We start from the raw sequence: 22,137 nt of genomic DNA on the forward strand, positions 1-22,137 counted from the left end.
AGAGGCCCGCATTGCTGGAATTCCGGCAATGCGGGCTTTTGCGTTTTCCGGCAAGATGGAGAGCATGACTTCCCAGCCCACGCCTGAAACCCGGAACCACGACGACGACACCCGCCTTCACGGCGAATATAAGGTTCCCGGCGGAAAACTGGTGGTGGTTGACCTTGAGGTGGCGAACGGCCACTTCGCCAATGTCTCCCTGAGCGGAGACTTCTTTTTGGAGCCCGACGAGGCCCTGCAGGACATCAACAAGGCACTGACAGGACTGCCGGGCACGTCAACGGCAGCGGACATTGCCGCGGCCGTAACCGCGGGCTTGCCTGAAGGTGCCGTACTGTTCGGCTTCTCCGCAGAAGCCGTGGCCATAACAGTCCGGCGGGCCTTGTCCAAGGCCACCGGCTGGTCAGACCACCAATGGGAAGTCATCCCACCGACGGTCCTGCCAACCGAGGTCAACGTGGCCCTGGACGAAGTCCTCACTGAGGAGGTCGGTGCCGGGCTGCGGAACCCGACGCTGCGGTTCTGGGACTGGGAAGAGCCCTCCGTGGTGATTGGCAGCTTTCAGTCAGTGCGTAACGAAGTGGACCCCGACGGCGTGTCCCGGCACGGCATCACCGTGGTGCGCAGGATCAGCGGCGGGGGAGCGATGTTCATGGAGGCAGGAAACTGCATCACGTATTCGCTGTACCTGCCGCAGACACTGGTGGACGGCATCAGTTTCGCGGACTCCTATGCCTTCCTTGACTCCTGGGTCATGGCCGCGTTGGAGAAGCTCGGCATCAACGCTTTCTATGTCCCGCTCAACGACATTGCAACGGAGCAGGGCAAAATCGGCGGAGCAGCACAGAAGCGGCTTGCCAACGGGGGCATGCTCCATCACGTCACCATGAGCTACGACATCGACGCCGACAAGATGGTGGAGGTTCTGCGCATCGGCATGGAGAAGTTGTCCGACAAGGGAACCCGGAGTGCCAAGAAGCGCGTGGATCCCTTGCGTCGGCAGACCGGCCTGGCCCGGTCCGCCATCCTCAAGGCCATGCAGGAAGTCTTTACCGAGCGCTATGGCGCAGTCGAGTCCCGGCTCAGTGAAGCGGAGCTCGATGAAGCCCGAAAACGGGTTGACGCGAAGTTCGGCACGGACGAATGGCTGAACCGGGTTCCCTGACGGGTTCTATTCCGCCGTCCTAGCCCTTGGCGGCCTGCGCAGTCAGGGCACGCAACAGGTGGCTGCGCTGCTCGATAATGATGCGCCGCAACGCACGCGGAGCGTCACCATGTTCGGCCAGCCATTCGTCGGTGCGGAGCACCACCGGGTGCCGGGCAGGTTCCATGCCGTCGCCAAGGTCCTGGGCGGCCGGGAACAGTCCGCGGACAATCCTTCCGGCAATTTCAATGCTTCGCTCTGCCCACACCTTTTCAAGGCAATCGAAATACGGTTCCACGTAGGGTTGCAACAGGGCAGCCGGGGCCGTGGCGAAGCCTGCAATGGTCGCGCTCAGGATTTCATTGGAGAGTCCGGTACCCAGGACCGCCGAATCCCATGCCGCGGCCTTCACCGAAGGGTCTGGGCGGGCCGCCGAGGCAAGAGCGTGGCCCTCACGTCCTGAGGCCGTCTTGTCCGCTTCCAGTTCCCGGTCGAGCTCAGCTTGCGACGCCTGTCCGTGGGCTGCCAGGGCCTGCCACAGGCTCCAGCGCAGTTCTGCGTCGACTGCGAGTCCGTCAATGACAACGCTGCCGTCAAGGATGCTGCGCAGCAGGGAGAGCTCAGAGTCGCCATGCCGCGAGACATCCGAGAGTGTCCTGGCCCAGGCGAGTTGCTGGTCCGACCCCGCTGGGGCAGCCTTCAACTGTGCGGCAGCAACGGCCAGGAAGTCCTTGCGGACACCGTCCCGCGTCTTAGCAGGCACGAATCGCTCAATGGCGGTGGAGGCGTTGCCCAGGACATTGAGCAGGACTCCAATGCCGGTTTCGGCCGGAGCGAACTGTTCCACCGCGGCGACATACCGGGCTGCAGGGGTGACGCCGTCGCGGGCCGAATCCCAAAGCGCCGTCCAGCACAGTGCCCGGGCCATGGGGTCCTGGATCTTGTCCAGCGAAGACCTCACCGTGTGTTCGGATCCGGGATCGAGCCTGATCTTTGCATAGCTCAGGTCGTCATCGTTGACCAACAGCAGGGCAGGCCGGAGCTTGCCGTTCAGCTCGGCCACCAGGGTGCTGGGACCCTCCACATCAATTTCGATACTTTCGGTCCTGACAAGGGCACCGTCTGCGTTGGGGTCATACAAGCCAAGCCGCATGCGGTGGGGGCGGAGTTCCTGGTGCCCTGTGATGGGGTCGATGGCGTCCTGTTGGAGCGTCACCGCGCCCAGCGTCCCGTCGTCTTCGACAATCCCGGCTGAAATGGTGGAGATTCCGGAAGTCTGCAGCCATTGGCGCGCCCAACCGGACAGGTCCCGGCCAGAGGAGGCACTTAGCGCTTCCAGCAGGTCCTTCAGGGAGGTGTTGCCGTAGGCGTGGTCGCGGAAATACTGGCGTGATCCGGCGATGAAGGCGTCAAAACCGACGTAGGCAACCAACTGTTTCAGGACCGAAGCGCCCTTGGCGTAGGTGATGCCGTCGAAGTTCTGCTTGGCCGCCTCTAGGTCCGGAATGTCAGCCACGATCGGGTGGGTGGTGGGCAACTGGTCCTGCAGGTACGCCCAAGCCTTGCGTTTGCTGGCGAAGTTCACCCATGCGGATTCCCAGTCAGTGGCACGATCCACACCAAGGGTTCCCATGTAGTCAGCGAACGACTCCTTGAGCCAGAGGTCGTCCCACCAGTTCATTGTGACGAGGTCACCGAACCACATGTGGGCCATCTCGTGCATCAGGGTGTTGGCGCGTCCCTGGTACTGGGCGTCGGTGGCCCGCGAGGCGTAGACATACTTTTCCGTGAAGGTGACCAGTCCGGGATTTTCCATGGCCCCGAGGTTGTATTCGGGCACGAATGCCTGATCGTACTTGCCCCATGGGTAGGGATAGTCGAAGAGGGCGTTAAAGAACTCCAGCCCGTTCTTGGTCAAGCGGAACAGCTCGTCGGCGTCGAAAGCGTCTGCCAATGAGGCGCGGCAGTAAAGTGCCAGCGGCACCTCAAGCCGGGTGTCGCCGTCGAGCGTTGCTCCCCAGTGGTCCGTCGCTTTGAAGTATGGCCCGGCCAGCACCGTGGTGATGTACGTGGACATCCGCTTGCTGGTTTCGAAGTCCCATTGGGCCGCTTTGGGGTCATCCACCAAGGGTGTCCGCGCGGCCTCCACGCCATTGGACGCGACCTCCCAGCCAGCAGGCGCGATCACGTGGAAGGTGAACTCGGCTTTGAGGTCCGGCTGTTCGAAGTTGGCGAAGACGCGGCGGCTGTCTGCCGGTTCGTACTGGGTGTAGAGGTAGCACTGCCCGTCAGCAGGGTCCACGAAGCGGTGCATGCCTTCCCCGGATCGGCTGTAGAGTGCCGTTCCGGATACCGTCACCTGGTTGTCCGCAGCGAGGTTTTCGAGGATGACCCGGTCCCGGTCCACCACCGCATCGACGTCCAGGGCCTGGCCGTTCAGCACCACCGACTGCACGCCGCCGCTGATGAAGTCCAGGAACGTCGCAGAGCCGGGCTCGGCGGAGAAAGTGATGGTGCTGGTGCTCGGATAGCCGGCGACTGCGGGATCTGCCGCGTCGCGGACATCGAGGATGACGTCGTAGCTGTGGGTGGTGATCAGGGCTGAGCGGGTTGCGGCTTCGTCGCGCGACAGATTGTGATTCGACACACGGCTATCTAATCATGATCCAGGCAGCAACCAGGCCCAGCGATGCGATGAGCAGCCAAGAGCCCAGGGCCACCATCACCGCGCGTCCACCCGTGTGGATCAGCGTGCGGACGCGCACGGCGGATCCCAGTCCGAAAAGCGCCGATGCGAGCAGGATGTCCTGGACCAGGGCGGCTCCTTCCAGGACCGCCGGGGGAGCCCAGCCCACGGATCGCACAGCGACCATGGCAAGGAAGCCGAGCACAAAAAGCGGAACGATAGGCGGGAACTTACCGTCGGTCCCGTCATCCTGGCCGGCACCATTGGCCCGCTTCCGCACATGGTCGACGCGCTGATGCAGTCCCGCCGCCGCCACTACCGGAGCCAGCAGGACAACCCGCGTCAATTTCACGACGACGGCGATCGCCAGGGCCGCCGTCCCCGCAGTTTGCGCCGTGGCCACCACCTGGCCCACATCGTGCACGGAAGCGCCGGTCCATGCCCCAAACTGTTCCGGGTTCAGGTTCAGGGGGTGCATGAGGAGGGGCAACACGCCAATGGCAAGGGTGCCGCATAGCGTTACGAGCGCCACCGGGAGCACAGTGTCCTGATGCCTGATGCGCCGCACAGCAGCCATCGCGCCGATAGCCGAGGCGCCGCAGATGGAGAAGCCCGTGGCGATCAGCAGGGCGGTCTCGCCAGGCAGCCGCAGTAAGCGGGCCAACCCATAGGTGCCCACAAAGCTGACCAGCACCACACCGGCTATGAGGACCAGGGACAACCAGCCCAGTCCCAGCACATCCTGAATGCTGACCTTGAGGCCCAGCAGCACGATTCCGGCCCGCATGAGGTGCTTTCCGGCGAAGTCCAGGCCCGGGCGGGCGCGCCCTGCAGTGAGGACAGAGGTGCCCGGTATATTTGCTGAGAGCAAGCCCAAGGCAACAGCGAGAGTCATTGCTGGAACAGCTGGCAAGACCGCGTGGATGGTGAAGGCAAGGCCCGTTGCGGCGAAGCACAGGACCAATCCCGGCCCCAACCGGGACAGCTGGGAAGCGGGACTCTTGAAGGGCATGCCTCAACCCTGCCGGATGGGGGCACGGAAAGGCGAACCGGGGGTTCCCGGAAACAGCGACACAATCAACGCGAAATGCGCTCGACTCGAAAAGGTGATTGTCTAATTCCCATGTCTGACCTATTCCAGGATTACTCCGAGGCCGCCGCCCGCAGTGGCGCCTACGACGAGATGTTTGCCCCGGGCCACGTAGCCAGAAAATCCTACGGTCAGGTTTCCGGTGCCTTGCGCGAGCTTTCCCTGGCGGATGTCACCGCCAGGGCGGACTCCATGGCCCGCACCTTCCTGGACCGCGGAGTGACCTTCGACTATGCGGGGGAGGAGCGGCCCTTCCCGCTCGATATTGTTCCCCGCGTCATCCCGGCCGACGAATGGGACGTCCTGGAACGCGGTGTCGCCCAGCGTGTAAAGGCCCTTGAAGCATTCCTCAACGACGTCTACGGACGCATGGCGGTGGTGGCCGATGGCGTGATCCCACGGCAGCTCGTCACCACCAGCGCGCACTTCCACCGGGCGGTCCACGGCTTCGAACCGTCCGGCGGGGTCCGTGTGCACGTCTCGGGTATCGACGTCGTCCGCGATGCTGCCGGAACATTCCGCGTGCTGGAGGACAACGTCCGTGTCCCGTCGGGCGTAAGCTACGTCCTGGAAAACCGCCGGGCCATGGCAAAGGGCCTACCTGAAGCGTTCGGCCAGCAGCACATCAGGCCCGTGGAGGAATACCCCCGGCGGCTGCTTTCGGCCCTGCGCAAAACAGCACCGGCCGGCGTCGACGATCCGACGGTTGTTGTCCTGACTCCGGGCGTCTTCAACAGCGCCTACTTTGAGCACACCCTCCTCGCAGGCCTGATGGGTGTGGAACTGGTGGAAGGGCGCGACCTCATCTGCCGTGGCAACCGCGTCTACATGCGGACCACCGCCGGTGAACAGCGTGTGGACGTGATCTACAAGCGCATCGATGACGACTTCCTCGATCCCCTCCAATTCCGCTCCGATTCGATGCTGGGTTGCCCCGGATTGGTCAACGCTGCCCGCGCGGGCGGAGTCACCATCGCCAACGCAGTAGGCAACGGCGTAGCCGATGACAAGCTCGTGTACAGTTACGTGCCTGACCTGATCCGGTACTACCTCCACGAAGAGCCGATCATCGCCAACGTCGACACTTTCCGACTCGAGGAAAAGGAAGCCAGGGAGCATGTTCTGGACCGCCTCGATGAACTGGTGGTCAAGCCGGTTGACGGCTCGGGCGGCAAGGGACTTGTTATTGGCCCGGACGCCTCCAAGGACGAACTGGATGCCTTGCGCAAGCGCGTGATCGCCGATCCCCGCGGGTGGATCGCCCAGCCTGTCCTGCAGCTCTCCACGGTGCCGACCCTTTCGGGCGACAAGTTCGGTCCCCGCCACGTGGACCTGCGTCCGTTTGCCGTGAACGACGGCGACGACGTCTGGGTCCTGCCCGGTGGCCTGACCCGGGTTGCGCTGAAGGAAGGGTCCCTGATTGTGAACTCCAGCCAAGGCGGTGGTTCCAAGGACACCTGGGTGCTGGCCAATTCACCGGAGTTGCCTGCCGAGTTCATCCCGCGCCAGTCCGTGACCGTGCGTGAGCAGGTTTCTGTGTGGCCTGTCGAAAGCAACTGGCGCGACCGGCAGACGGAGCAACAGCAGTGAAACCCCTCCACCAACTACTTGAACTACGACAGGCACCACGTGAAGGAGGCACAGTTCCATGCTGAGCCGTATTGCTGAGTCACTCTTTTGGATCGGACGCTACGTAGAACGCGCCGACGGTACTGCCCGGATCCTTGACGTGCACCTGGAGCGCCTGAACCACCTTCCCCTCGAGGAGCAGCGCAGCGTGGCGCGGGAACTGCTCGCCGTCATGGGCGCCAAACCCCAGAGCGAGGACTTCGGCCTGCCTGAACTGCTCCATGCCCTGGCCTACGACAAGCAGAGCGCCTCCTCGATCGCCGGTTCCCTCGGGGCAGCCCGGGAAAACGCGCGGCGTGCCCGGGAGACCGTCTCGCAATCCCTGTGGGAAAGCCTCAACACGACGTACTACGGCCTCAACCAGCACCGCAAGGACGTCGTTGGGACATACCGTTTCTGCAACTGGGTGCTTGAACGGACCGCGATGGTTCGAGGACTGGCTGATACGACCGTCAGCCACGACGAAAGCTGGCTGTTCATGGTGCTGGGGCGCTCCCTTGAGCGTGCCGACATGACCGCCCGCATGCTGTCCACCCGTGATGTCCAGTCGGCTGGTATGTCCTGGGTCAACATGCTGCGCTGTGCCGGTGCCTACGAATCCTTCATCCGCACCCGCCGGGCAGCCTTCGGCGACCAGCATGCAGCCGAATTCCTGCTCCTGGACCGCTTGTTTCCCCGCTCGATCGTGTACGCGTTGCGCGACGCCGATGAGTGCCTTGCCAAGCTGGACCCCTCGGCGCAGCGCGTTGGTTTCATCAACGACGCCCGGCGGATCGTGGGCCAGGCCCGGACCTTCCTTGAGTTCCACCGCACCGATGACCTCATGTCTGAACTGCCCGAGCACATGGAACGTGTGCAGAAGGCCGTGACACAGGCTTCTGATGCCATTTCCCGTAAGTACTTCAATCAGGCTGATGAACACGCCTGGGTGGGAGAAGTTTCATGACCCGGCTGAGCATCGTCCACAAGACGGCCTACAAGTACAACCGCCGCGTGACCCTGTCCTACAACGAGGCCCGGATGACCCCGTTGACGGACGGACAGCAGGTGGTCCTGGAAGCGTCCCTGAAGGTCTCACCGAACCAGGCTTCCGTGAGCACCTACCGCGACTATTGGGGCACCCGGGTCACGGCCTTCGATATGCAGATGCCGCACGAAAGCCTGGAAGTGCTTGCAACGGCCACTGTGGAGGTCCACCGCAGTGAGCGCGTGGCAACGGAGGACGACATTGTTGGTTGGGACGTCATCGCCTCGGACAAGATCCAGGACGAATTCAGCGACTGGCTGCCCCAGTCCCGGTTGAGCGGCCCCGGTGAAGAGGTACTCGACATTGTTCCCGGCATTGTCGAAGGAAAGAACCCCCATGAGGCGGCGTTGGCGGTGTTCGAGTGGATGGCTGGCGAGATGACCTACATGAAGGGCACCACCGGCGTGACGACGAATGCCGAGCAGGCGTGGTCGCAGCGCCAGGGTGTGTGCCAGGACCTGGCCCACCTTGCCATTGGAGCCCTGCGCTGCAGCGGCATCCCGGCCCGCTACGTGTCCGGTTACATCCACCCGCGGTCCTCGGCTGACATCGGGGAAACAGTAGCCGGACAGTCGCACGCCTGGTTGGAATGGTGGGACGGCGAATGGCGCAGCTGGGACCCCACCAACCACAAACCGGCCGGCGACTATCACGTCACTGTCGCGAGGGGCCGCGACTACCGAGACGTTCCTCCGCTGAAGGGAATCCTTTCCGGCGGCGGAGGCTCTGGGCTCTCCGTTTCGGTGGAGATCACCCGTCTCGCGTAGAAGCCCCTTATAGCCAAGGCCCTTAAGAAGAACTCTTAAGGGCCTTGGCTGTACTCAATATATTTTTTTACCAGGGGGACGGCTTGTAGTCCTTGAGAAACACGCCGTACTGGTCCTCGCCCTTTTCGCCCATCACGATGGGGTCGTAGACGCGCGCGGCACCGTCCACCAAGTCCAAGGGAGCATGGAAACCTTCTTCCATCAGCCTGACCTTGGTGTAGTGCGGACGTTCATCGGTGATCCAGCCCGTGTCCACGGCGGTCATGAGGATGCCGTCGGAGTCCAGCATCTCCTGGGCGCTGGTCCGGGTCATCATATTCAACGCAGCCTTGGCCATGTTGGTGTGGGGGTGCCCGGGGCCCTTGTAGGCGCGCGAGAACTGCCCTTCCATCGCTGAGACGTTCACGATGTACTTGCGATGTGCCGTGGAACGCTTCATCGCCCCACGCAGCCGGCTGACCAGCAGGAAGGGTGCGGTGACATTGCACAGCTGGACCTCGAGCATCTCCAGGGGATCCACTTCGTCCACCACCTGGGTCCAGCTGTTGATCGAGGCCAGGTCCGGGACCAGTCCGCCGGCATCAATGGCTGTCCCCGATTCGATACGCTCCAGGGACGCAGAACCCGTCGAGAGCGCCAAGGACGTGATCGCATCACCAGCCAGCACCGGGTGTTCGGTGACGCTGCTGGCCAGAGCCAAGGGGTGCTTGTCATGCGCATGGCCGAACGTCACCAGCTCGGGTCCGCCGTTGGCCGCTTCCAGGGCGGCAGGCAACGGTTCGTCTTCGGCATCCACCAGCGGTTTGTAGGCATTGCCTGAACGCCGCACAGTCTGGGCTGCATTGTTGATGATGATGTCCAACGGTCCGGCCTCGTTGAGCGAATCCGTGAGCGCCATGACCTGGGCCGGGTCGCGAAGGTCGATGCCAACGATACGTAGGCGGTGCAGCCATTCCGAGCTGTCTTCCATCGCGGCAAAACGACGGGCGGCGTCCTTGGGGAAACGGGTGGTGATGGTGGTGTGGGCGCCGTCCCGGAGCAGGCGCAGGGCAATGTACATGCCAATCTTGGCGCGTCCGCCGGTCAACAACGCCCTCCGGCCAGTGAGGTCGGTGCGGGCATCACGCTTGCTGTGGCTGAAGGCCGCGCATTCCGGACACAACTGGTGGTAGAAAGCATCCACCTGGGTGTAATGCGTTTTGCAGATGTAGCAGGGGCGGGAACGGATCAGGTGCCCGGCGATCTCGCCTGTGGCCGACGGGGCAAGCTTGTTGCCGCGGGTCTCGTCATCAATCCGGTCCGGGGCTGCTGTTGCTGTCAGGGCAATAACAGCACGGTCGGCCTCGGCGATGGAGTCGCGTTTGGTGACGCGGCGGTGGCGCTTGACGGCCTTGAACATCTTGCCGGTGGCACGCCGGACGGCAACATAGTCCGGGTGCTCTTCGTCATAGACGTGGATCGTTTTCAGAACCTTGAGGCAGGCCTGGATCTCTTCAGGCGTCAGATCGGTGGAGCTCATTGACCTGATTTTACAGCCTTGGGAGCCTCCGGCCTGCCTCGGGTTCTGTCAGTGGACTGCGGGTTAGTGCGCGGCGCCCTGGGATGCAGCGTCCGCCACTCGGGCCTGGATTCCAGCGGCTACCTTTTCGGCGGAGTCACGGATGTCGGGATCGTGGTGTGTGGCTGCCTTGACCGCTTCCGGAAGGCTGCGGCGATGCTGGGCTGACAGAGCGAGCTCGGCTTCGCCTGGCTCCGGGACCACCTGGCCCTTCGCGAGGACAGTGATTCCGGACTCCGTGACCTTGTATCCACGTGCCCTGTCCAGCTCCGGGTCCAAGCCGATGGCAGCCCCCGCGGGGACCTTGACGTTTTTATCCAGGATGGCGCGCTTGATCACGGCGCCTTCACCCACACGGACCTTGTCCATGAGGACGGAGTCCTGGACACGGCTCCCAGCCGCCACGTACGCATCGTTGGAAAGGACGGATCCTTCAACGATGCCTCCGGAAATCACCACGCCGCTGGCCACGATGGAATCGAGGGCAGTGCCCACCGTGTTGTTTTCGCCGCGAACAAACTTTGCCGGCGGGGAAATGCTTTGGCGGGTGTAGATGGGCCATTCGGAGTTGTAGAGGTTAAAGACAGGGACGGGAGAGATGAGGTCCATGTGTGCGTCATAGAACGAGTCGATGGTCCCTACGTCCCGCCAGTAAGTACGATCCCGGTCCGTAGCGCCGGGGATGTCATTGAGCGTGAAGTCGTACACGCCGGCTTCGCCTTGGTCAACGAAATAGGGGATGATGTCGCCACCCATGTCGTGCTTGGTGTCGAGCCGTTCCGCGTCAACGTGCAGTGCCTCAACCAACGCATCGGCGTCGAAGACGTAGTTGCCCATGGAGGCAAGGAACTGCGTGGGGTCGGCTGCGAGCCCGGGGGTGCTGGCAGGCTTCTCCACAAAGGCGGCAATCTTCTGGGGATCGTTCTGGTCTACCTCGATCACGCCGAACTGGTTGGCCATGTTCAGCGGCTGGCGGACTGCGGCCACGGTGGCCTTGGCGCCGCTGGCGATGTGCTGCTCAACCATCTGCGAGAAGTCCATGCGGTACACGTGATCGGCGCCGACCACTACCACGATGTCCGGGGCGTCGTCATGGATGAGGTTCAGCGATTGGTAGATGGCGTTTGCACTGCCAAGGAACCAGCTCTTGCCTACGCGCTGCTGCGCCGGAACCGACGCCACGTAACGGCCCAACTGCGTGGACATGCGCCAGGTTTCAGAGATGTGGCGGTCAAGGCTATGCGACTTGTATTGCGTCAGCACAACTATTTTCAAGTATCCCGAGTTAACGAGATTGGATAATGCAAAGTCGATGAGCCGGTAGCCGCCGGCAAACGGAACCGCGGGCTTGGCCCGGTCCGCCGTCAGCGGCATGAGTCGGTTGCCCTCGCCGCCAGCCAATACAATTGCCAAAACTTTCTTCAACGCCATGGTCACTGCTCCCCGTACGTCTTCGTAGCCCCCAAAAGTCCGATTTTCCGGACTCTTTCACACTAGAACACATACGCCGGAACGACTACGTTGGTTAGCGTGCGAATAGACATTGTGACTAAAGAATTCCCTCCGGAAATTTATGGCGGTGCCGGTGTCCACGTTGCCGAGCTCAGCCGGGTGCTGGCAAAGCACGTCGACCTTCACGTCCGGGCGTTCGGTGCGCCCCGTGATGCCGACTACCACGGGGCTACTGTGGCGTCATACGCCACGCCCGAAGACCTCGGCGATGCCAACGCCGCAATCCAAACGCTGGGCGTGGACCTGAGGATCGTTCCGGACATTGCGGGAGCGGACCTCGTCCACTCGCACACCTGGTACGCCAACATGGCCGGCCACCTCGCTTCGCTGCTGCACGGCATTCCGCATGTCCTCAGCGCCCACAGCCTTGAGCCCCTGCGCCCGTGGAAGGCTGAACAGCTTGGAGGCGGCTATGCCCTGTCCTCCTGGGTGGAAAAGACCGCTTATGAGGCTGCCGCTGCCATCATCGCCGTATCCGACGGCATGCGCCAGGACATCCTCCGCAGCTACCCCAGCGTGGATCCGGACAAGGTCCGCGTGGTCCACAACGGCATCGACGTCTCGCTGTGGGAGCGTGATGAAGAGGACGACGCGATCCGGGCGTTGGGGATCGATCCCGCCAAGCCGAGCGTGGTGTTCGTGGGGCGCAACACGCGCCAGAAGGGCGTTCCCTACCTGCTTCGCGCGGCTTCGAGCTTGCCGGACGATGTCCAGCTGGTGCTGTGCCTCGGCGCCGCGGACACCCAGGAGCTGGCTGCGGAAACTGCCCGCCTCATCGAGGAACTGCAGACCAAACGCGAAGGCGTGGTCCTGATTGAGCGGATGCTCCCGCGGCGGGAACTGATCCAGGTCCTCAGCCATGCCACCGCCTTCGCATGCCCGTCGATCTACGAGCCCCTGGGCATCGTGAACCTTGAGGCCATGGCCTGCGGCGCAGCCGTGGTGGCCAGCGCAACCGGCGGCATCCCCGAGGTGGTCCAGCACGGGGAAACCGGCCTGCTGGTCCAGCTGGAACAGGTCACCGACGGCACCGGCACTCCGCTGGATCCGGAAAAGTTCGTCAGCGATTTCGCTGCAGCCTTGAACCAGGTGGTCGCTGACCCGGCCCGTGCCCGTGAAATGGGTATTGCGGGACGGCGCAGGGCGGAGGAGCACTTCTCCTGGGAGTCCATCACCGAAACGACCCTTGAGGTGTACCGCTCGGTCCTGCGCTGACGCGCAGCGTCCGACAAGCAAAAACAAAGTACGACGGCGCCGCCCCACTTCGGTGGGGACGGCGCCGTCGGGCGTTAACAAAGGTTCCGCAACTGTTCACCGCCTGTCAGCGGAGTACTGCTAACGGGACTTGGCGGCCTTCAAGGCAAGCAGGGCTTTCTCGTCGGCAGGAGCGGTGCCACTGGCGCGCTGCCCACGGAAATGTTCGCGGGCCTGGTCCTGCCGGGTGGCTTCAGCCCCGGTCGCGATGGCAGCGCGCAGGTGTTCCGGGCCGTATCCAAAGGCATCGACGAGGTCCAGTGCGTGCGGCCGGATCTTGACCAGCAGGCGGTTGATGTAGGTGCCCACGGTCCGGCCACGCTGCATGGACAACCTGCCGTTCATGAGGTACCAGGAGAGGTGCTTCTCGATCAGCGACAAGCCGAACAGATCACGCAGCCAGGTCAGGACACGCTTGGTTCCCTCATCGGCAACGTGGGGGAGTGCCTCGGTGAAAGCCTCCCACTGCAGGAGTTCCGCGTGGGCCTGTGCAGCTTCGATGAGTTCGTGTTGGTGCTGGTTGAACAATGCTGCGGCCTGGTGCTGGGGAAGCTTGTTGGCACCCTTGAGTGCCGCACCCACCTCAGCGACCATGGACTGGACCCGGTCAGCGAGCAAGGTCCGCTGGCCTTCTTCGTCCCGCAGCGCGAGAGCCGCTTTTTGGACCGAGCCGGTGTCGGCAACGAACTGTGCAACCTGCCGCAGGCCCGTCCTGTGCAAGGCCACCCCGGCGGCCTGATCCACGACGTAGCGGGCAAGGACGCCGAAGTCGGCGCTGCGGAATTCCTTGGCGTAATCGGCCAGCAATCGCTTTGCCACCAGCTGCAGCAGGACGGTGTTGTCGCCCTCGAACGTCACATACACGTCCAGGTCCGCACGCAGGGAGGCGAAGCGGTTCTCGATCAGGAAGCCGGCACCGCCGCATGCTTCGCGGCATTCCTGCAGCGTATCCAGGGCATGCCAGGTGCTGAGCGGCTTGAGCGCGGCAGCGAGCGTTTCCAGGTCCTGCCGGTCGGCGTCAGTGTCGTGCGCGCCCGAGAAGACGTCGTCGAATTTCTGCAGCAGCTGTTCGTGCGCGAAGCTGGCTGCGTAGGTCGTGGCCAGCCTGGTGAACAGGCGCCGCTGGTGCCGCTGGTAATCCAATAGCACTTCCTCATCCGTGGCGGACGAGGCATTGAACTGCCGGCGTTCGGTGGCGTACTGGATGGCCGTCTTGAGCGCGAGCTTGCTCGCCGCAACCGCGGCGCCGTCCAGAGAAACCCGCCCCTGGACCAGGGTTCCCAACATGGTGAAGAAGCGGCGCCCCGGGCTCTCGATGGTGGAGGTGTAGGTGCCGTCCGCAGCCACGTCGCCATACCGGTTCAGCAGGTTGGTCCGGGGGATACGGACATTGGTGAAGTGCAGCCGGCCGTTGTCGATGCCGTTCAGGCCACCCTTGATGCCGTCGTCCTCGCCGCCGATGCCGGGCAGGAATTCCTTGGTGGCGGGGTCGCGGAGTTCGACGTAGAAGGCGTGGACGCCGTGAGTGACATTCTTGGTAATCAGCTGCGCGAATACGACGGCGGCAAGGCCGTCAGTGGCAGCGTTGCCGATGTAGTCCTTCCAGGCAGCACGGAAGGGCGTGTTGATGACGAATTCCTGGCTGGCTTCGTCATACGTGGCGGTGGTGGCAATGCTGGCCACATCTGAGCCATGCCCTGTTTCTGTCATCGCAAAGCAGCCGGGTATCTCCAGGCTCATGATGCCGGGGAGCCACTTGTCCTGGTGTTCAGCGGTGCCCAGGTGCATCACGGCGGAGCCGAATAGGCCCCACTGCACACCGGCTTTGATCTGCAGGGAGGGATCTGCGGTGACGATCTCCTCGAAGCCTGCGATGTTGCCGCCGTGATCGTCGGAACCGCCCAGGCGGGTCGGGAAGGCGCGGTGGACGGTGTTGTTGTCCACCAGGAATTTCAACTGCTCGAAGACGCGGGCGCGGTGCTCGGTGTGGTGCAACCCTTCGATCTTTTGCACGGCCGGGTTGCCTGCCACCTTGCGGGCCTCGTGACGGATATGGGCCCACTTGCCGAGGAGTTGCTCCCCGAGCGCGGCCACATCCACGACGGGTTCAGTGGCAGCGGTGGCGGCGTCGTCGCGGCCGGAGGATTTCTGGGCCGATGAGGCCTTGTCCACTACTTCAGTCATGTTGCTTCCTTCTTTGGTTCCGACAACTGATGAGTCATTGCTGGTGTCAGGTGGTGGTCTTGAGGGCCGGAGCGATGCCCAGGCACAGCCAATCGGTAATCTGCCCGGCCATGGTTGCCTGATCGGGCTTTGCGCTGTCCGCGGGGCTTCCCAACCACATCTCGCCGGCATTCCTGACCAGCCCGATTGCGGCCGTGGGCCAATAGACGATTACCGACTCGTGGTGGTCGCCGAGGTATTCACGCATGGGCGTGGCGATCATCCCGGTGATCTGTTCGAAAAAATTGCCCAGCGCACCGGATGCCGCGATGGCGTCCTGGGCGGATGCCTCGCCTGGCGAGAGCCGGGTAATAAAGGCGTAGACATTGGGACTTGATTCGGCCATTTGAAGATAAGCGGACACCATGGCCAGCAAACCTTCCCGGGGCGTTTGGGCCTGTTGGGCTGCTTCCTGCATGCGGCGTTGCATTTGTCCGAGGACTACCTCACCCATGGCCTGCTGCAGCCCTGCCTTGTCACCGAAATAGCGGTAGAAAACCGACTTCGATGTGCCCGCTGCGCTTGCGATGTCCTCCATGGAGGAGTCGCTGCCCAGCTTATGCACGGCCTTGCGGGCCGCCTTGATGAGTTCCCGCCGGCGTTCTTCCCGGTGCGACTGCCAGCGGGCGGCCCGGCCGTCAACCACCCCAACGGCACCGGCTTGCGGGGTCGCTGTTGAGACGGCGGATTCATCGTGGCTGTTGTTCACGATACCCAGCGTATCAGGTACGCTGGGTATCAGTAACCCGCATTGATCGAAGGAGACCAGCATGGCTGCATCAGATCTGAACCCGAACGCTTCCCGGGAACACACCGCTAGGCCCACGGCGAACCGCGCCGCCGTTATTGTCGGCGGCAACCGCATCCCCTTCGCCCGGACCGGCGGCGCCTACGCCAAATCCTCCAACCAGGACATGCTGACCGCCTCACTTGAGGGGCTCATTGCCCGGTTTGGCCTGCAGGACGAACGCATCGGCGAAGTCGCGGCCGGAGCGGTGCTCAAGCACTCAAGGGACTTCAACCTCACCCGCGAAGCCGTCCTCGGCTCGGCCCTTTCACCCGAGACACCGGCCTACGACCTTCAGCAGGCCTGCGCGACCGGACTGGAGACAGTCCTGGGGCTGGCCAACAAGATCAAGCTGGGCCAGATCGACTCGGCGATCGCCGGCGGCGTTGATTCAGCCTCGGATGCGCCCATCGCAGTGAGCGAGGGCCTCCGCGAGATACTGCTGGACCTGAACCGCGCCAAGACCCCGGTGCAGAAAGTGAAGATCCTCAGCCGCATCAGGCCCAAGGATCTGGCACCCGATGCCCCGAACACCGGCGAACCGCGGACAGGCCTCTCCATGGGGGAGCACCAGGCCCTCACCACCGCACAGTGGAAGATCACCCGTGAGGCCCAGGATGAACTGGCTTTCAACAGCCACCGCAACCTGGCAGCCGCCTACGAGCGGGGCTTCTTCGATGACCTCATCACTCCCTACCGCGGACTCAACCGCGACTCCAACCTCCGCCCCGATACCACGCTGGAGAAGCTGTCCACACTGAAGCCGGTCTTCGGCAGGAACCTTGGCGCCGAGGCAACAATGACGGCCGGCAACTCCACCCCATTGACTGACGGCGCCTCCACCGTCCTGCTGGCAAGCACGGAATGGGCCGATACCCACGGCCTGCCGAAGCTGGCCACGGTCCTGGATGGTGAGGCGGCCGCCGTCGACTTCGTCCACGGCAAGGACGGCCTGCTGATGGCTCCCGTCTTCGCTGTCCCGCGCCTGCTGGCCCGCCATGGACTGACCTTTGAGGACATCGACTTCTTCGAGATCCATGAAGCCTTTGCCGGAACCGTCCTGAGCACGCTGGCCGCATGGGAAGACGAGGAATTCGGCCGCACCCGCCTGGGCCTGGACGGTGCACTGGGCAAGGTGGACCGCGCAAAGCTCAACGTCAACGGATCGTCGCTCGCGGCAGGACACCCTTTCGCCGCAACGGGTGGGAGGATCGTGGCATCGCTTGCCAAGATGCTGCATGAGAAGGGCACCGTCAACGGGCGGCCCGCGCGGGGCCTGATCTCCGTGTGCGCCGCCGGCGGGCAGGGCGTCGTCGCCATACTGGAAGCAGCTTAGGGGGAGTCTTGGCAGATAAATACACACAATTGGTGAGCCAAGGGCTCGGCAAGGACCTCGCCAAAAGGCTCGGCCTTCCCCAGCCGGTGGAACTTCGGCGTTACAGCGCCGGTGCACCGCTGGTCACCGGCCCTGTCCTCGTCAGCGGGGACAGCCCGGGCGCCGACGACATCGCCACAACCCTGCTGGGGTGGGGCCTGGATGTCCGGCGGAACGCCCTGCCCAAGGAAAAACTCGGCGCGATCGTACTGGTCCTGGATGCCGTGCAGCACCCCGACGACCTCGCAAAACCCGTCCTCACAGCGGGGTCCTCGTTGCGTGACCTCGCCGTCAACGCCAGGGTAGTCACCATCTCGCGCACTGCGGACTCCGCCCAGTCTCCGGCCTCCGCCGCCGCGCGGCAGGGCATTGATGGCTTTTTGCGGTCCTTGGCCAAGGAGCTTCGGGCAGGGGCAACGGCCAATGGCATTCTCCTGGCCGACGACCTTGCAACCACCAGTCCCTCGGCACTGGGAGCCCTGCGCTTCTTCCTGTCGGGACGTTCTGCCTATGTTGACGGACAGTTCCTGACGGTCAGCTCCACCAAGGGCATCCTGCCGGGCGATCCGGAGAAGCCACTGGCCGGAAAGGTCGCCGTGGTGACCGGCGCGGCGCGTGGCATCGGGGCAGCTATTGCCCGGACGCTTCACCGTGACGGTGCCACCGTAGTCGCTGTGGACATTCCCGCCGCCGGTGACCACCTGGCGAGGGTCGCCAACGAGGTCCGGGGGACCGCCCTGCAGCTGGACATCAGCCGCGACGACGCCGGGCACCGCATCATCGAGCACGCAGTGGAACGCCACGGACGCCTCGACATCGTGGTCCACAACGCCGGCATCACCCGGGACAGGCTCCTGGCAAATATGGATGAGGGGCGTTGGCGCTCCGTCATCGCAGTGAACATCGCGGCCCAGCTCCGGATCAACGAAGCTTTGCTCGCTTCCGAACACTTCAAAGACTCTCCCCGCATAGTTTCGGTTGCCTCCACCAGCGGCATCGCCGGCAACCGGGGACAGACAAACTACGGAGCGTCAAAGGGCGGTGTCATCGGCATGGTGCGTTCCACTGCCGACCACATGGAACCATTCGGTGGCACCATTAACGCGGTTGCCCCGGGCTTCATAGAAACGGAGATGACAGCCAAGATGCCGCTCGCCATCCGCGAGGCGGCCCGCAGGCTCAACTCCCTCAAGCAGGGCGGCCAGCCCCAGGACGTCGCGGAGGCCATTGCGTTCCTGGCCAGCGACGCTGCAGGCGGAATCACCGGAGGGGTGCTGCGGGTGTGCGGCCAACAACTGGTGGGAGCATGAGCACCCTGCAGCCGGTCCTTCTTGGCGAACTTCCGTCGCTTTCCAAGCTGTATGTGAATGCGGCGGCCACGGCAGCACGGCGCCGGGTCCTTGGTGCGGCGGGTGGGACAGGGCAATTGCCGGCCGTCAGCCATGAGGTACGGAACGTCCATGCCGACGTCGGAAACCTCACCGCCTACCAGCACCTGGTCGGCGAGACCGCCAGCGACACCCTGCCCGCCGGGTACGTGCATGCACTGGCGTTTCCCATCTCCATGAGCGTCATGAACCGGGACGATTTTCCCCTGCCCCTCCTGGGGATGATCCACTTGAAGAACAAGGTGGAGCAAAGGGTTCCCATCGTATTCTCCGAGTCCCTGGACATCCTTTCCTGGGCAGAGAACCTGTCCGGGCACAGGGCAGGGACCCAGGTGGACATTGTGGCCGAGGTCCGTTCACATTCAACCGGTGAATTGCTCTGGCGGGGCGTCTCTACCTACCTCGCCAAAGGAAGCTTCCTTCCTGGCATCGACAAGCCGGGGGCCCCGAATGGCGCCGCTGGGACCGGGGATTTCTCCCCGCCCAACCCTACGGCGCTCTGGCAACTTGGCCTCGATACCGGGCGGAACTACGCCACGGTTTCCGGCGACTTCAATCCGATCCACCTGAGCGTCCTGTCGGCCAAGGCGCTCGGCTTGCGTGGTTCAATTGCCCACGGAATGTACCTGGCATCCCGAGCGTTGGCGGACGTTGGAGCGGTGAAGGCGGATTCGTTCGCCTGGGAGGTGGCGTTCGAGGCTCCAGTGTTCCTTCCGGCACGGGTCGCGTTGGACATCACCACGGTCCCGTCGGAGTCCGGTGGCTGGGAGCGCTCGGATTACGTCGCTTGGAATCCCCGAAGCGGGCGTCGGCATTTCACAGGCACAGTCTCCGCCCTGGCCTAAGCCAACGCGGACGACGGCGGCGGTCACCTTCGGGGGACCGCCGCCTTTTTCGTCCCTGTGTTGTGCATCTGGCTCTGCGGCCTTGGTTACTGGTTGTTGCTGGCAGCACTCTCCGGCACGTACGCACCCGCCCAGCGGAAGACTTCCTGGAAAAACCGGCTCCTCGCCGGTTCGGCCGAGAGCGCCAGGTCGTGGATGCCGCCGTCGATCCTTGCCAAAGTCACCAGGCGGCCGAGCCGTGTACTGCGGTCAGCGATGTGCCGCACGTCCAGGACGATGTCCGCGGAACTGATGGTCTCCAGCGGTGCTGTCTCTGCGGCGCTGGCCGTCGACGCGCACACCAGGACCGGGCAGCGGATGTCCAGCCCTTTGGCGAGTTCGGCGTGACCGCGCCGGATCGCACGAAGCCAGCCCGCCAGCACCGGAAAGCCTTCGAGCGGCTTCCAGGCGAGGTTGAAATCCCAGGCACCCCCGGTGGTTACGTGCAGGCTCTGGCCGTACCGCTGACCCAGCACGCCCACCTGGCGTCTCGGCTGGTAGTTGGCAAGGCGTTCGACGACGGCGGTACCCACCGTGCGCTGGAAGAAGGGCTTGTTCAGGTCGAACCACGGGCTATTGAGGACCAACGCGTCCACGATGCCATCGAAACGCCGCCGATGCGCCCACAGGCTGGTCACCAAACCGCCCGTCGAGTGGCCAAGGACAACCAGTACGTCGTGTCCGTGCTCGTCCTTGATGATCCGCGCGGCCTCGTCCAGCTCTTCGTCGTAGCTTTGGAGTGACTCGATGTAGTTGGGCGTCTGGTGTGGCAGGAGCGAGCGTCCGTATTTTCGGAGGTCCAGGGCATAGAAGTCGTACCCGGCCTTGATCCACTCATCAGCCAGGTGCCCTTGGAAGAAGTAGTCCACGAAGCCGTGAACGTACAGCACCGCCCGCCCGGCCGGCACCGTGGCTTTCCGCGACAGGAGGGTAGCTATTACTTCACCCTCGTCATCGGGCTGGAGTGCCAGCGTCCGTACCGTGTACTCGGCGCCGAGGATGACTTCTGAGCTGTCCATCGTTTCCTTATGTGAGCTGGGAAGTGATACGTGTGATCAAACTCGCATTGTATGGGCCGGCGAACTCCCGACAAAACAAACAAGGCCCGGAATCCTTTGGATTCCAGGCCTTGTGTTGGTGCGCGGAGGGGGACTTGAACCCCCACCCCCTTTCGAGGACTAGCACCTCAAGCTAGCGCGTCTGCCATTCCGCCACCCGCGCAGGTGGTGTTCAGAGAAGTGATTAAGGACCTTGCGGTGCTTTGCTTTCCTCCGAAGCAGCGAGAAAAACTCTAACACGGTTTGGGGTTACGGAAAAATCGGGGCTGGCCAGGGCCCCTTCCTTGGTTGTCCGGCGACCCATGGCGCAACGAATTCCTGACTCGTACCGCTGCTGGTGAGTAGGCTGAGGGGACACGGGACGGGCTGCGGAAGCCGCAGAGCGCGTCGCCGGAACCTGCAGCCCAGCCACGCAAGGAGAGTTTCCATGTCTGTCATCCGCCCCGAAGACGAAGTAGTCCGGATCTGCCAGGAGCTCATCCGCATTGACTCCTCGAACTTCGGCGACGACACCGGCCCGGGGGAGCGCGCGGCGGCCGAATACACTGCCGGACTCATCACCGAGGTAGGCCTTGAGGCTGAAATCTTCGAGTCCGCCCCGGGCCGCGCCAATGTGGTGACCCGCCTGGCAGGAGAAGATCCCTCGGCGGACGCTTTGGTGGTGCATGGGCACTTGGATGTGGTTCCTGCATTGAAGGACCAGTGGAGCGTTGATCCCTTCAGCGGGGAGTTGAAGGACGGGCTGGTATGGGGTCGGGGTGCCGTGGACATGAAGGACATGGACGCCATGATCCTCTCAGTCATGCGCGATTTTGCCCGGACCGGCCGTAAGCCCAAGCGGGACATCATCTTCGCCTTTTTTGCCGATGAGGAAGCTGGCGGCACGTACGGTGCCCGCTACGCCGTGGAACACCGGCGCGAGCTTTTCGATGGCGCCACGGAGGCCATCTCCGAAGTGGGTGGCTTCTCCGCCACGATCGGTGGGCAGCGGACCTACCTGCTCCAGACCGCTGAAAAGGGTCTCTCCTGGCTGCGGTTGGTGGCCCATGGACGTGCGGGCCACGGCTCCCAAATCAACACCGACAACGCGGTCACCCGGCTGGCTGCTGCGGTAACGAGGATTGGGGAGTACAAATGGCCAGTGGAACTGACCCCCACCACCCGCCAGTTCCTGGACGGCGTGACGGAACTGACCGGCGTCGAGTTTGACGCCGACAACCCGGACATCCTCCTGAAGGAGCTCGGCACAGTGGCCCGTTTCGTGGGTGCGACGCTGCAGAACACCTCGAATCCCACGCTGCTTCGTTCCGGCTACAAGCACAACGTCATCCCGGAGTCGGCGGAAGCTTTCGTTGACTGCCGCACTCTTCCTGGCCAGCAGGAACTGGTTTTCGAGACGATCAAGGAGCTCGCGGGGGACGGCATCGAGATCAGTTACGTCAACAAGGATGTGTCCCTTGAGGTGCCCTTCGCCGGGAACCTGGTGGACTCCATGATCGACGCCCTGCATTCGGAGGATCCCGGGGCAAAGGTCCTCCCATACACACTCTCCGGCGGCACCGATAACAAGTCGCTGAGCAAGATCGGCATCACCGGCTACGGATTCGCGCCGTTGATGCTGCCCGATGAGCTCGACTTCACCGGCATGTTCCACGGGGTGGATGAGCGGGTTCCGGCCGAGTCCCTCCAGTTCGGCGCCCGTGTCCTGAACAGGCTGCTGAGCAACTACTAGACGCCACCACCAGAAGAAGGCAC

16 protein-coding genes and 1 tRNA gene are annotated in these 22,137 nt (G+C 63.5%); 9 read left to right on the top strand and 8 right to left on the bottom strand.

All coding sequences use genetic code 11. From position 1 onward, the window contains the following. Positions 1–64 precede the first annotated feature (64 nt). Entirely contained in the window at positions 65–1,165 is a 1,101-nt protein-coding gene (lplAB, locus tag QRM57_RS04050) for a lipoate-protein ligase LplAB (RefSeq protein WP_284985674.1), read from the top strand. A 19-nt stretch (positions 1,166–1,184) separates the two neighbouring features. Here the strand turns inward: lplAB and pepN are convergent, their stop codons facing one another. After that, the gene (pepN, locus tag QRM57_RS04055; protein WP_284985675.1) at positions 1,185–3,791 is read right to left on the bottom strand and encodes an aminopeptidase N; all 2,607 of its coding nucleotides are present in this window, start codon (positions 3,789–3,791) and stop codon (positions 1,185–1,187) included. Positions 3,792–3,795: 4 nt separating this feature from the next. Then, the gene (locus QRM57_RS04060; protein ID WP_284985676.1) at positions 3,796–4,842 is read right to left on the bottom strand and encodes a YeiH family protein; all 1,047 of its coding nucleotides are present in this window, start codon (positions 4,840–4,842) and stop codon (positions 3,796–3,798) included. Positions 4,843–4,953: 111 nt separating this feature from the next. Between QRM57_RS04060 and QRM57_RS04065 the strand changes: the two genes are divergently transcribed. The 3 genes from QRM57_RS04065 to QRM57_RS04075 are packed head-to-tail and all read left to right on the top strand — an operon-like array spanning position 4,954 to position 8,343. Beyond that, positions 4,954–6,510: a circularly permuted type 2 ATP-grasp protein gene (locus tag QRM57_RS04065; protein ID WP_257368107.1), complete on the top strand. Its 1,557-nt coding sequence runs from the start codon at positions 4,954–4,956 to the stop codon at positions 6,508–6,510. A gap of 58 nt (positions 6,511–6,568) precedes the next feature. Then, entirely contained in the window at positions 6,569–7,495 is a 927-nt protein-coding gene (locus tag QRM57_RS04070; RefSeq protein WP_144648266.1) for an alpha-E domain-containing protein, read from the top strand. After that, positions 7,492–8,343, top strand: a complete 852-nt coding sequence (locus QRM57_RS04075) for a transglutaminase family protein (protein ID WP_257368106.1) — start codon at positions 7,492–7,494, stop codon at positions 8,341–8,343. Before QRM57_RS04070 ends, QRM57_RS04075 begins: the two co-directional genes overlap by 4 nt. Before the next feature lie 67 nt (positions 8,344–8,410). On the opposite strand, the gene QRM57_RS04080 is transcribed toward QRM57_RS04075, so the two are convergent. Both QRM57_RS04080 and glgC read right to left on the bottom strand, forming a co-directional pair. Next, positions 8,411–9,862 carry an SDR family NAD(P)-dependent oxidoreductase gene (locus tag QRM57_RS04080; RefSeq protein WP_284985677.1) on the bottom strand — a complete coding sequence of 484 codons (1,452 nt, stop codon included), beginning with the start codon at positions 9,860–9,862 and terminating at the stop codon, positions 8,411–8,413. A 63-nt stretch (positions 9,863–9,925) separates the two neighbouring features. After that, a complete protein-coding gene (glgC, locus tag QRM57_RS04085) occupies positions 9,926–11,338 on the bottom strand; it encodes a glucose-1-phosphate adenylyltransferase (RefSeq protein WP_257368104.1) in 1,413 nt (470 codons plus the stop codon). A gap of 93 nt (positions 11,339–11,431) precedes the next feature. Here glgC and glgA point away from each other — a divergent pair, with 93 nt between their 5' ends. Next, complete coding sequence (gene glgA / locus QRM57_RS04090) at positions 11,432–12,628, top strand: glycogen synthase (RefSeq protein ID WP_284985678.1); 1,197 nt, start codon at positions 11,432–11,434, stop codon at positions 12,626–12,628. A gap of 120 nt (positions 12,629–12,748) precedes the next feature. Here the strand turns inward: glgA and QRM57_RS04095 are convergent, their stop codons facing one another. Together QRM57_RS04095 and QRM57_RS04100 are read right to left on the bottom strand one after the other, a co-directional pair. Next, complete coding sequence (locus QRM57_RS04095; protein ID WP_284985679.1) at positions 12,749–14,851, bottom strand: acyl-CoA dehydrogenase family protein; 2,103 nt, start codon at positions 14,849–14,851, stop codon at positions 12,749–12,751. 46 nt (positions 14,852–14,897) lie between these two features. After that, positions 14,898–15,662 carry a TetR/AcrR family transcriptional regulator gene (locus tag QRM57_RS04100; RefSeq protein ID WP_235521991.1) on the bottom strand — a complete coding sequence of 255 codons (765 nt, stop codon included), beginning with the start codon at positions 15,660–15,662 and terminating at the stop codon, positions 14,898–14,900. Between QRM57_RS04100 and QRM57_RS04105 the strand changes: the two genes are divergently transcribed. From QRM57_RS04105 to QRM57_RS04115, 3 genes are read left to right on the top strand one after another with little or no spacing between them, the layout of a single operon-like run. Continuing rightward, entirely contained in the window at positions 15,661–17,013 is a 1,353-nt protein-coding gene (locus QRM57_RS04105) for an acetyl-CoA C-acetyltransferase (protein WP_235521992.1), read from the top strand. The two genes, QRM57_RS04100 and QRM57_RS04105, sit on opposite strands and share 2 nt — an antisense overlap. An 8-nt stretch (positions 17,014–17,021) precedes the next feature. Then, the gene (locus tag QRM57_RS04110) at positions 17,022–18,362 is read left to right on the top strand and encodes a 3-oxoacyl-ACP reductase (protein ID WP_284985680.1); all 1,341 of its coding nucleotides are present in this window, start codon (positions 17,022–17,024) and stop codon (positions 18,360–18,362) included. After that, positions 18,359–19,285, top strand: coding sequence for a MaoC family dehydratase (locus QRM57_RS04115; protein ID WP_284985681.1), 927 nt, complete (start codon positions 18,359–18,361; stop codon positions 19,283–19,285). The genes QRM57_RS04110 and QRM57_RS04115 overlap by 4 nt, the downstream gene beginning before the upstream one ends. A gap of 86 nt (positions 19,286–19,371) precedes the next feature. Here the strand turns inward: QRM57_RS04115 and QRM57_RS04120 are convergent, their stop codons facing one another. Both QRM57_RS04120 and QRM57_RS04125 read right to left on the bottom strand, forming a co-directional pair. Beyond that, a complete protein-coding gene (locus QRM57_RS04120; protein ID WP_284985682.1) occupies positions 19,372–20,343 on the bottom strand; it encodes an alpha/beta hydrolase in 972 nt (323 codons plus the stop codon). A gap of 116 nt (positions 20,344–20,459) precedes the next feature. Then, a tRNA-Leu gene (locus tag QRM57_RS04125) sits at positions 20,460–20,545 on the bottom strand. A gap of 264 nt (positions 20,546–20,809) precedes the next feature. Between QRM57_RS04125 and QRM57_RS04130 the strand changes: the two genes are divergently transcribed. Then, positions 20,810–22,114, top strand: a complete 1,305-nt coding sequence (locus QRM57_RS04130) for a M20/M25/M40 family metallo-hydrolase (protein WP_211712679.1) — start codon at positions 20,810–20,812, stop codon at positions 22,112–22,114. The last annotated feature ends 23 nt before the right edge of the window (positions 22,115–22,137 follow it).

It is taken from the genome of Arthrobacter sp. fls2-241-R2A-172 (assembly GCF_030208885.1).
GTDB lineage: Bacteria > Actinomycetota > Actinomycetes > Actinomycetales > Micrococcaceae > Arthrobacter.

Coding starts and splice junctions, on each gene's coding strand:
- QRM57_RS04105 (WP_235521992.1), top strand. CDS start 15,661: ATGGCTGCATCAGATCTGAACCCGAACGCTTCCCGGGAACACACCGCT.
- QRM57_RS04065 (WP_257368107.1), top strand. CDS start 4,954: ATGTCTGACCTATTCCAGGATTACTCCGAGGCCGCCGCCCGCAGTGGC.
- QRM57_RS04070 (WP_144648266.1), top strand. CDS start 6,569: ATGCTGAGCCGTATTGCTGAGTCACTCTTTTGGATCGGACGCTACGTA.
- QRM57_RS04120 (WP_284985682.1), bottom strand. CDS start 20,343: ATGGACAGCTCAGAAGTCATCCTCGGCGCCGAGTACACGGTACGGACG.
- QRM57_RS04130 (WP_211712679.1), top strand. CDS start 20,810: ATGTCTGTCATCCGCCCCGAAGACGAAGTAGTCCGGATCTGCCAGGAG.
- QRM57_RS04115 (WP_284985681.1), top strand. CDS start 18,359: ATGAGCACCCTGCAGCCGGTCCTTCTTGGCGAACTTCCGTCGCTTTCC.
- QRM57_RS04100 (WP_235521991.1), bottom strand. CDS start 15,662: ATGCTGGTCTCCTTCGATCAATGCGGGTTACTGATACCCAGCGTACCT.
- QRM57_RS04095 (WP_284985679.1), bottom strand. CDS start 14,851: ATGACTGAAGTAGTGGACAAGGCCTCATCGGCCCAGAAATCCTCCGGC.
- QRM57_RS04075 (WP_257368106.1), top strand. CDS start 7,492: ATGACCCGGCTGAGCATCGTCCACAAGACGGCCTACAAGTACAACCGC.
- QRM57_RS04080 (WP_284985677.1), bottom strand. CDS start 9,862: ATGAGCTCCACCGATCTGACGCCTGAAGAGATCCAGGCCTGCCTCAAG.
- QRM57_RS04060 (WP_284985676.1), bottom strand. CDS start 4,842: ATGCCCTTCAAGAGTCCCGCTTCCCAGCTGTCCCGGTTGGGGCCGGGA.
- lplAB (WP_284985674.1), top strand. CDS start 65: ATGACTTCCCAGCCCACGCCTGAAACCCGGAACCACGACGACGACACC.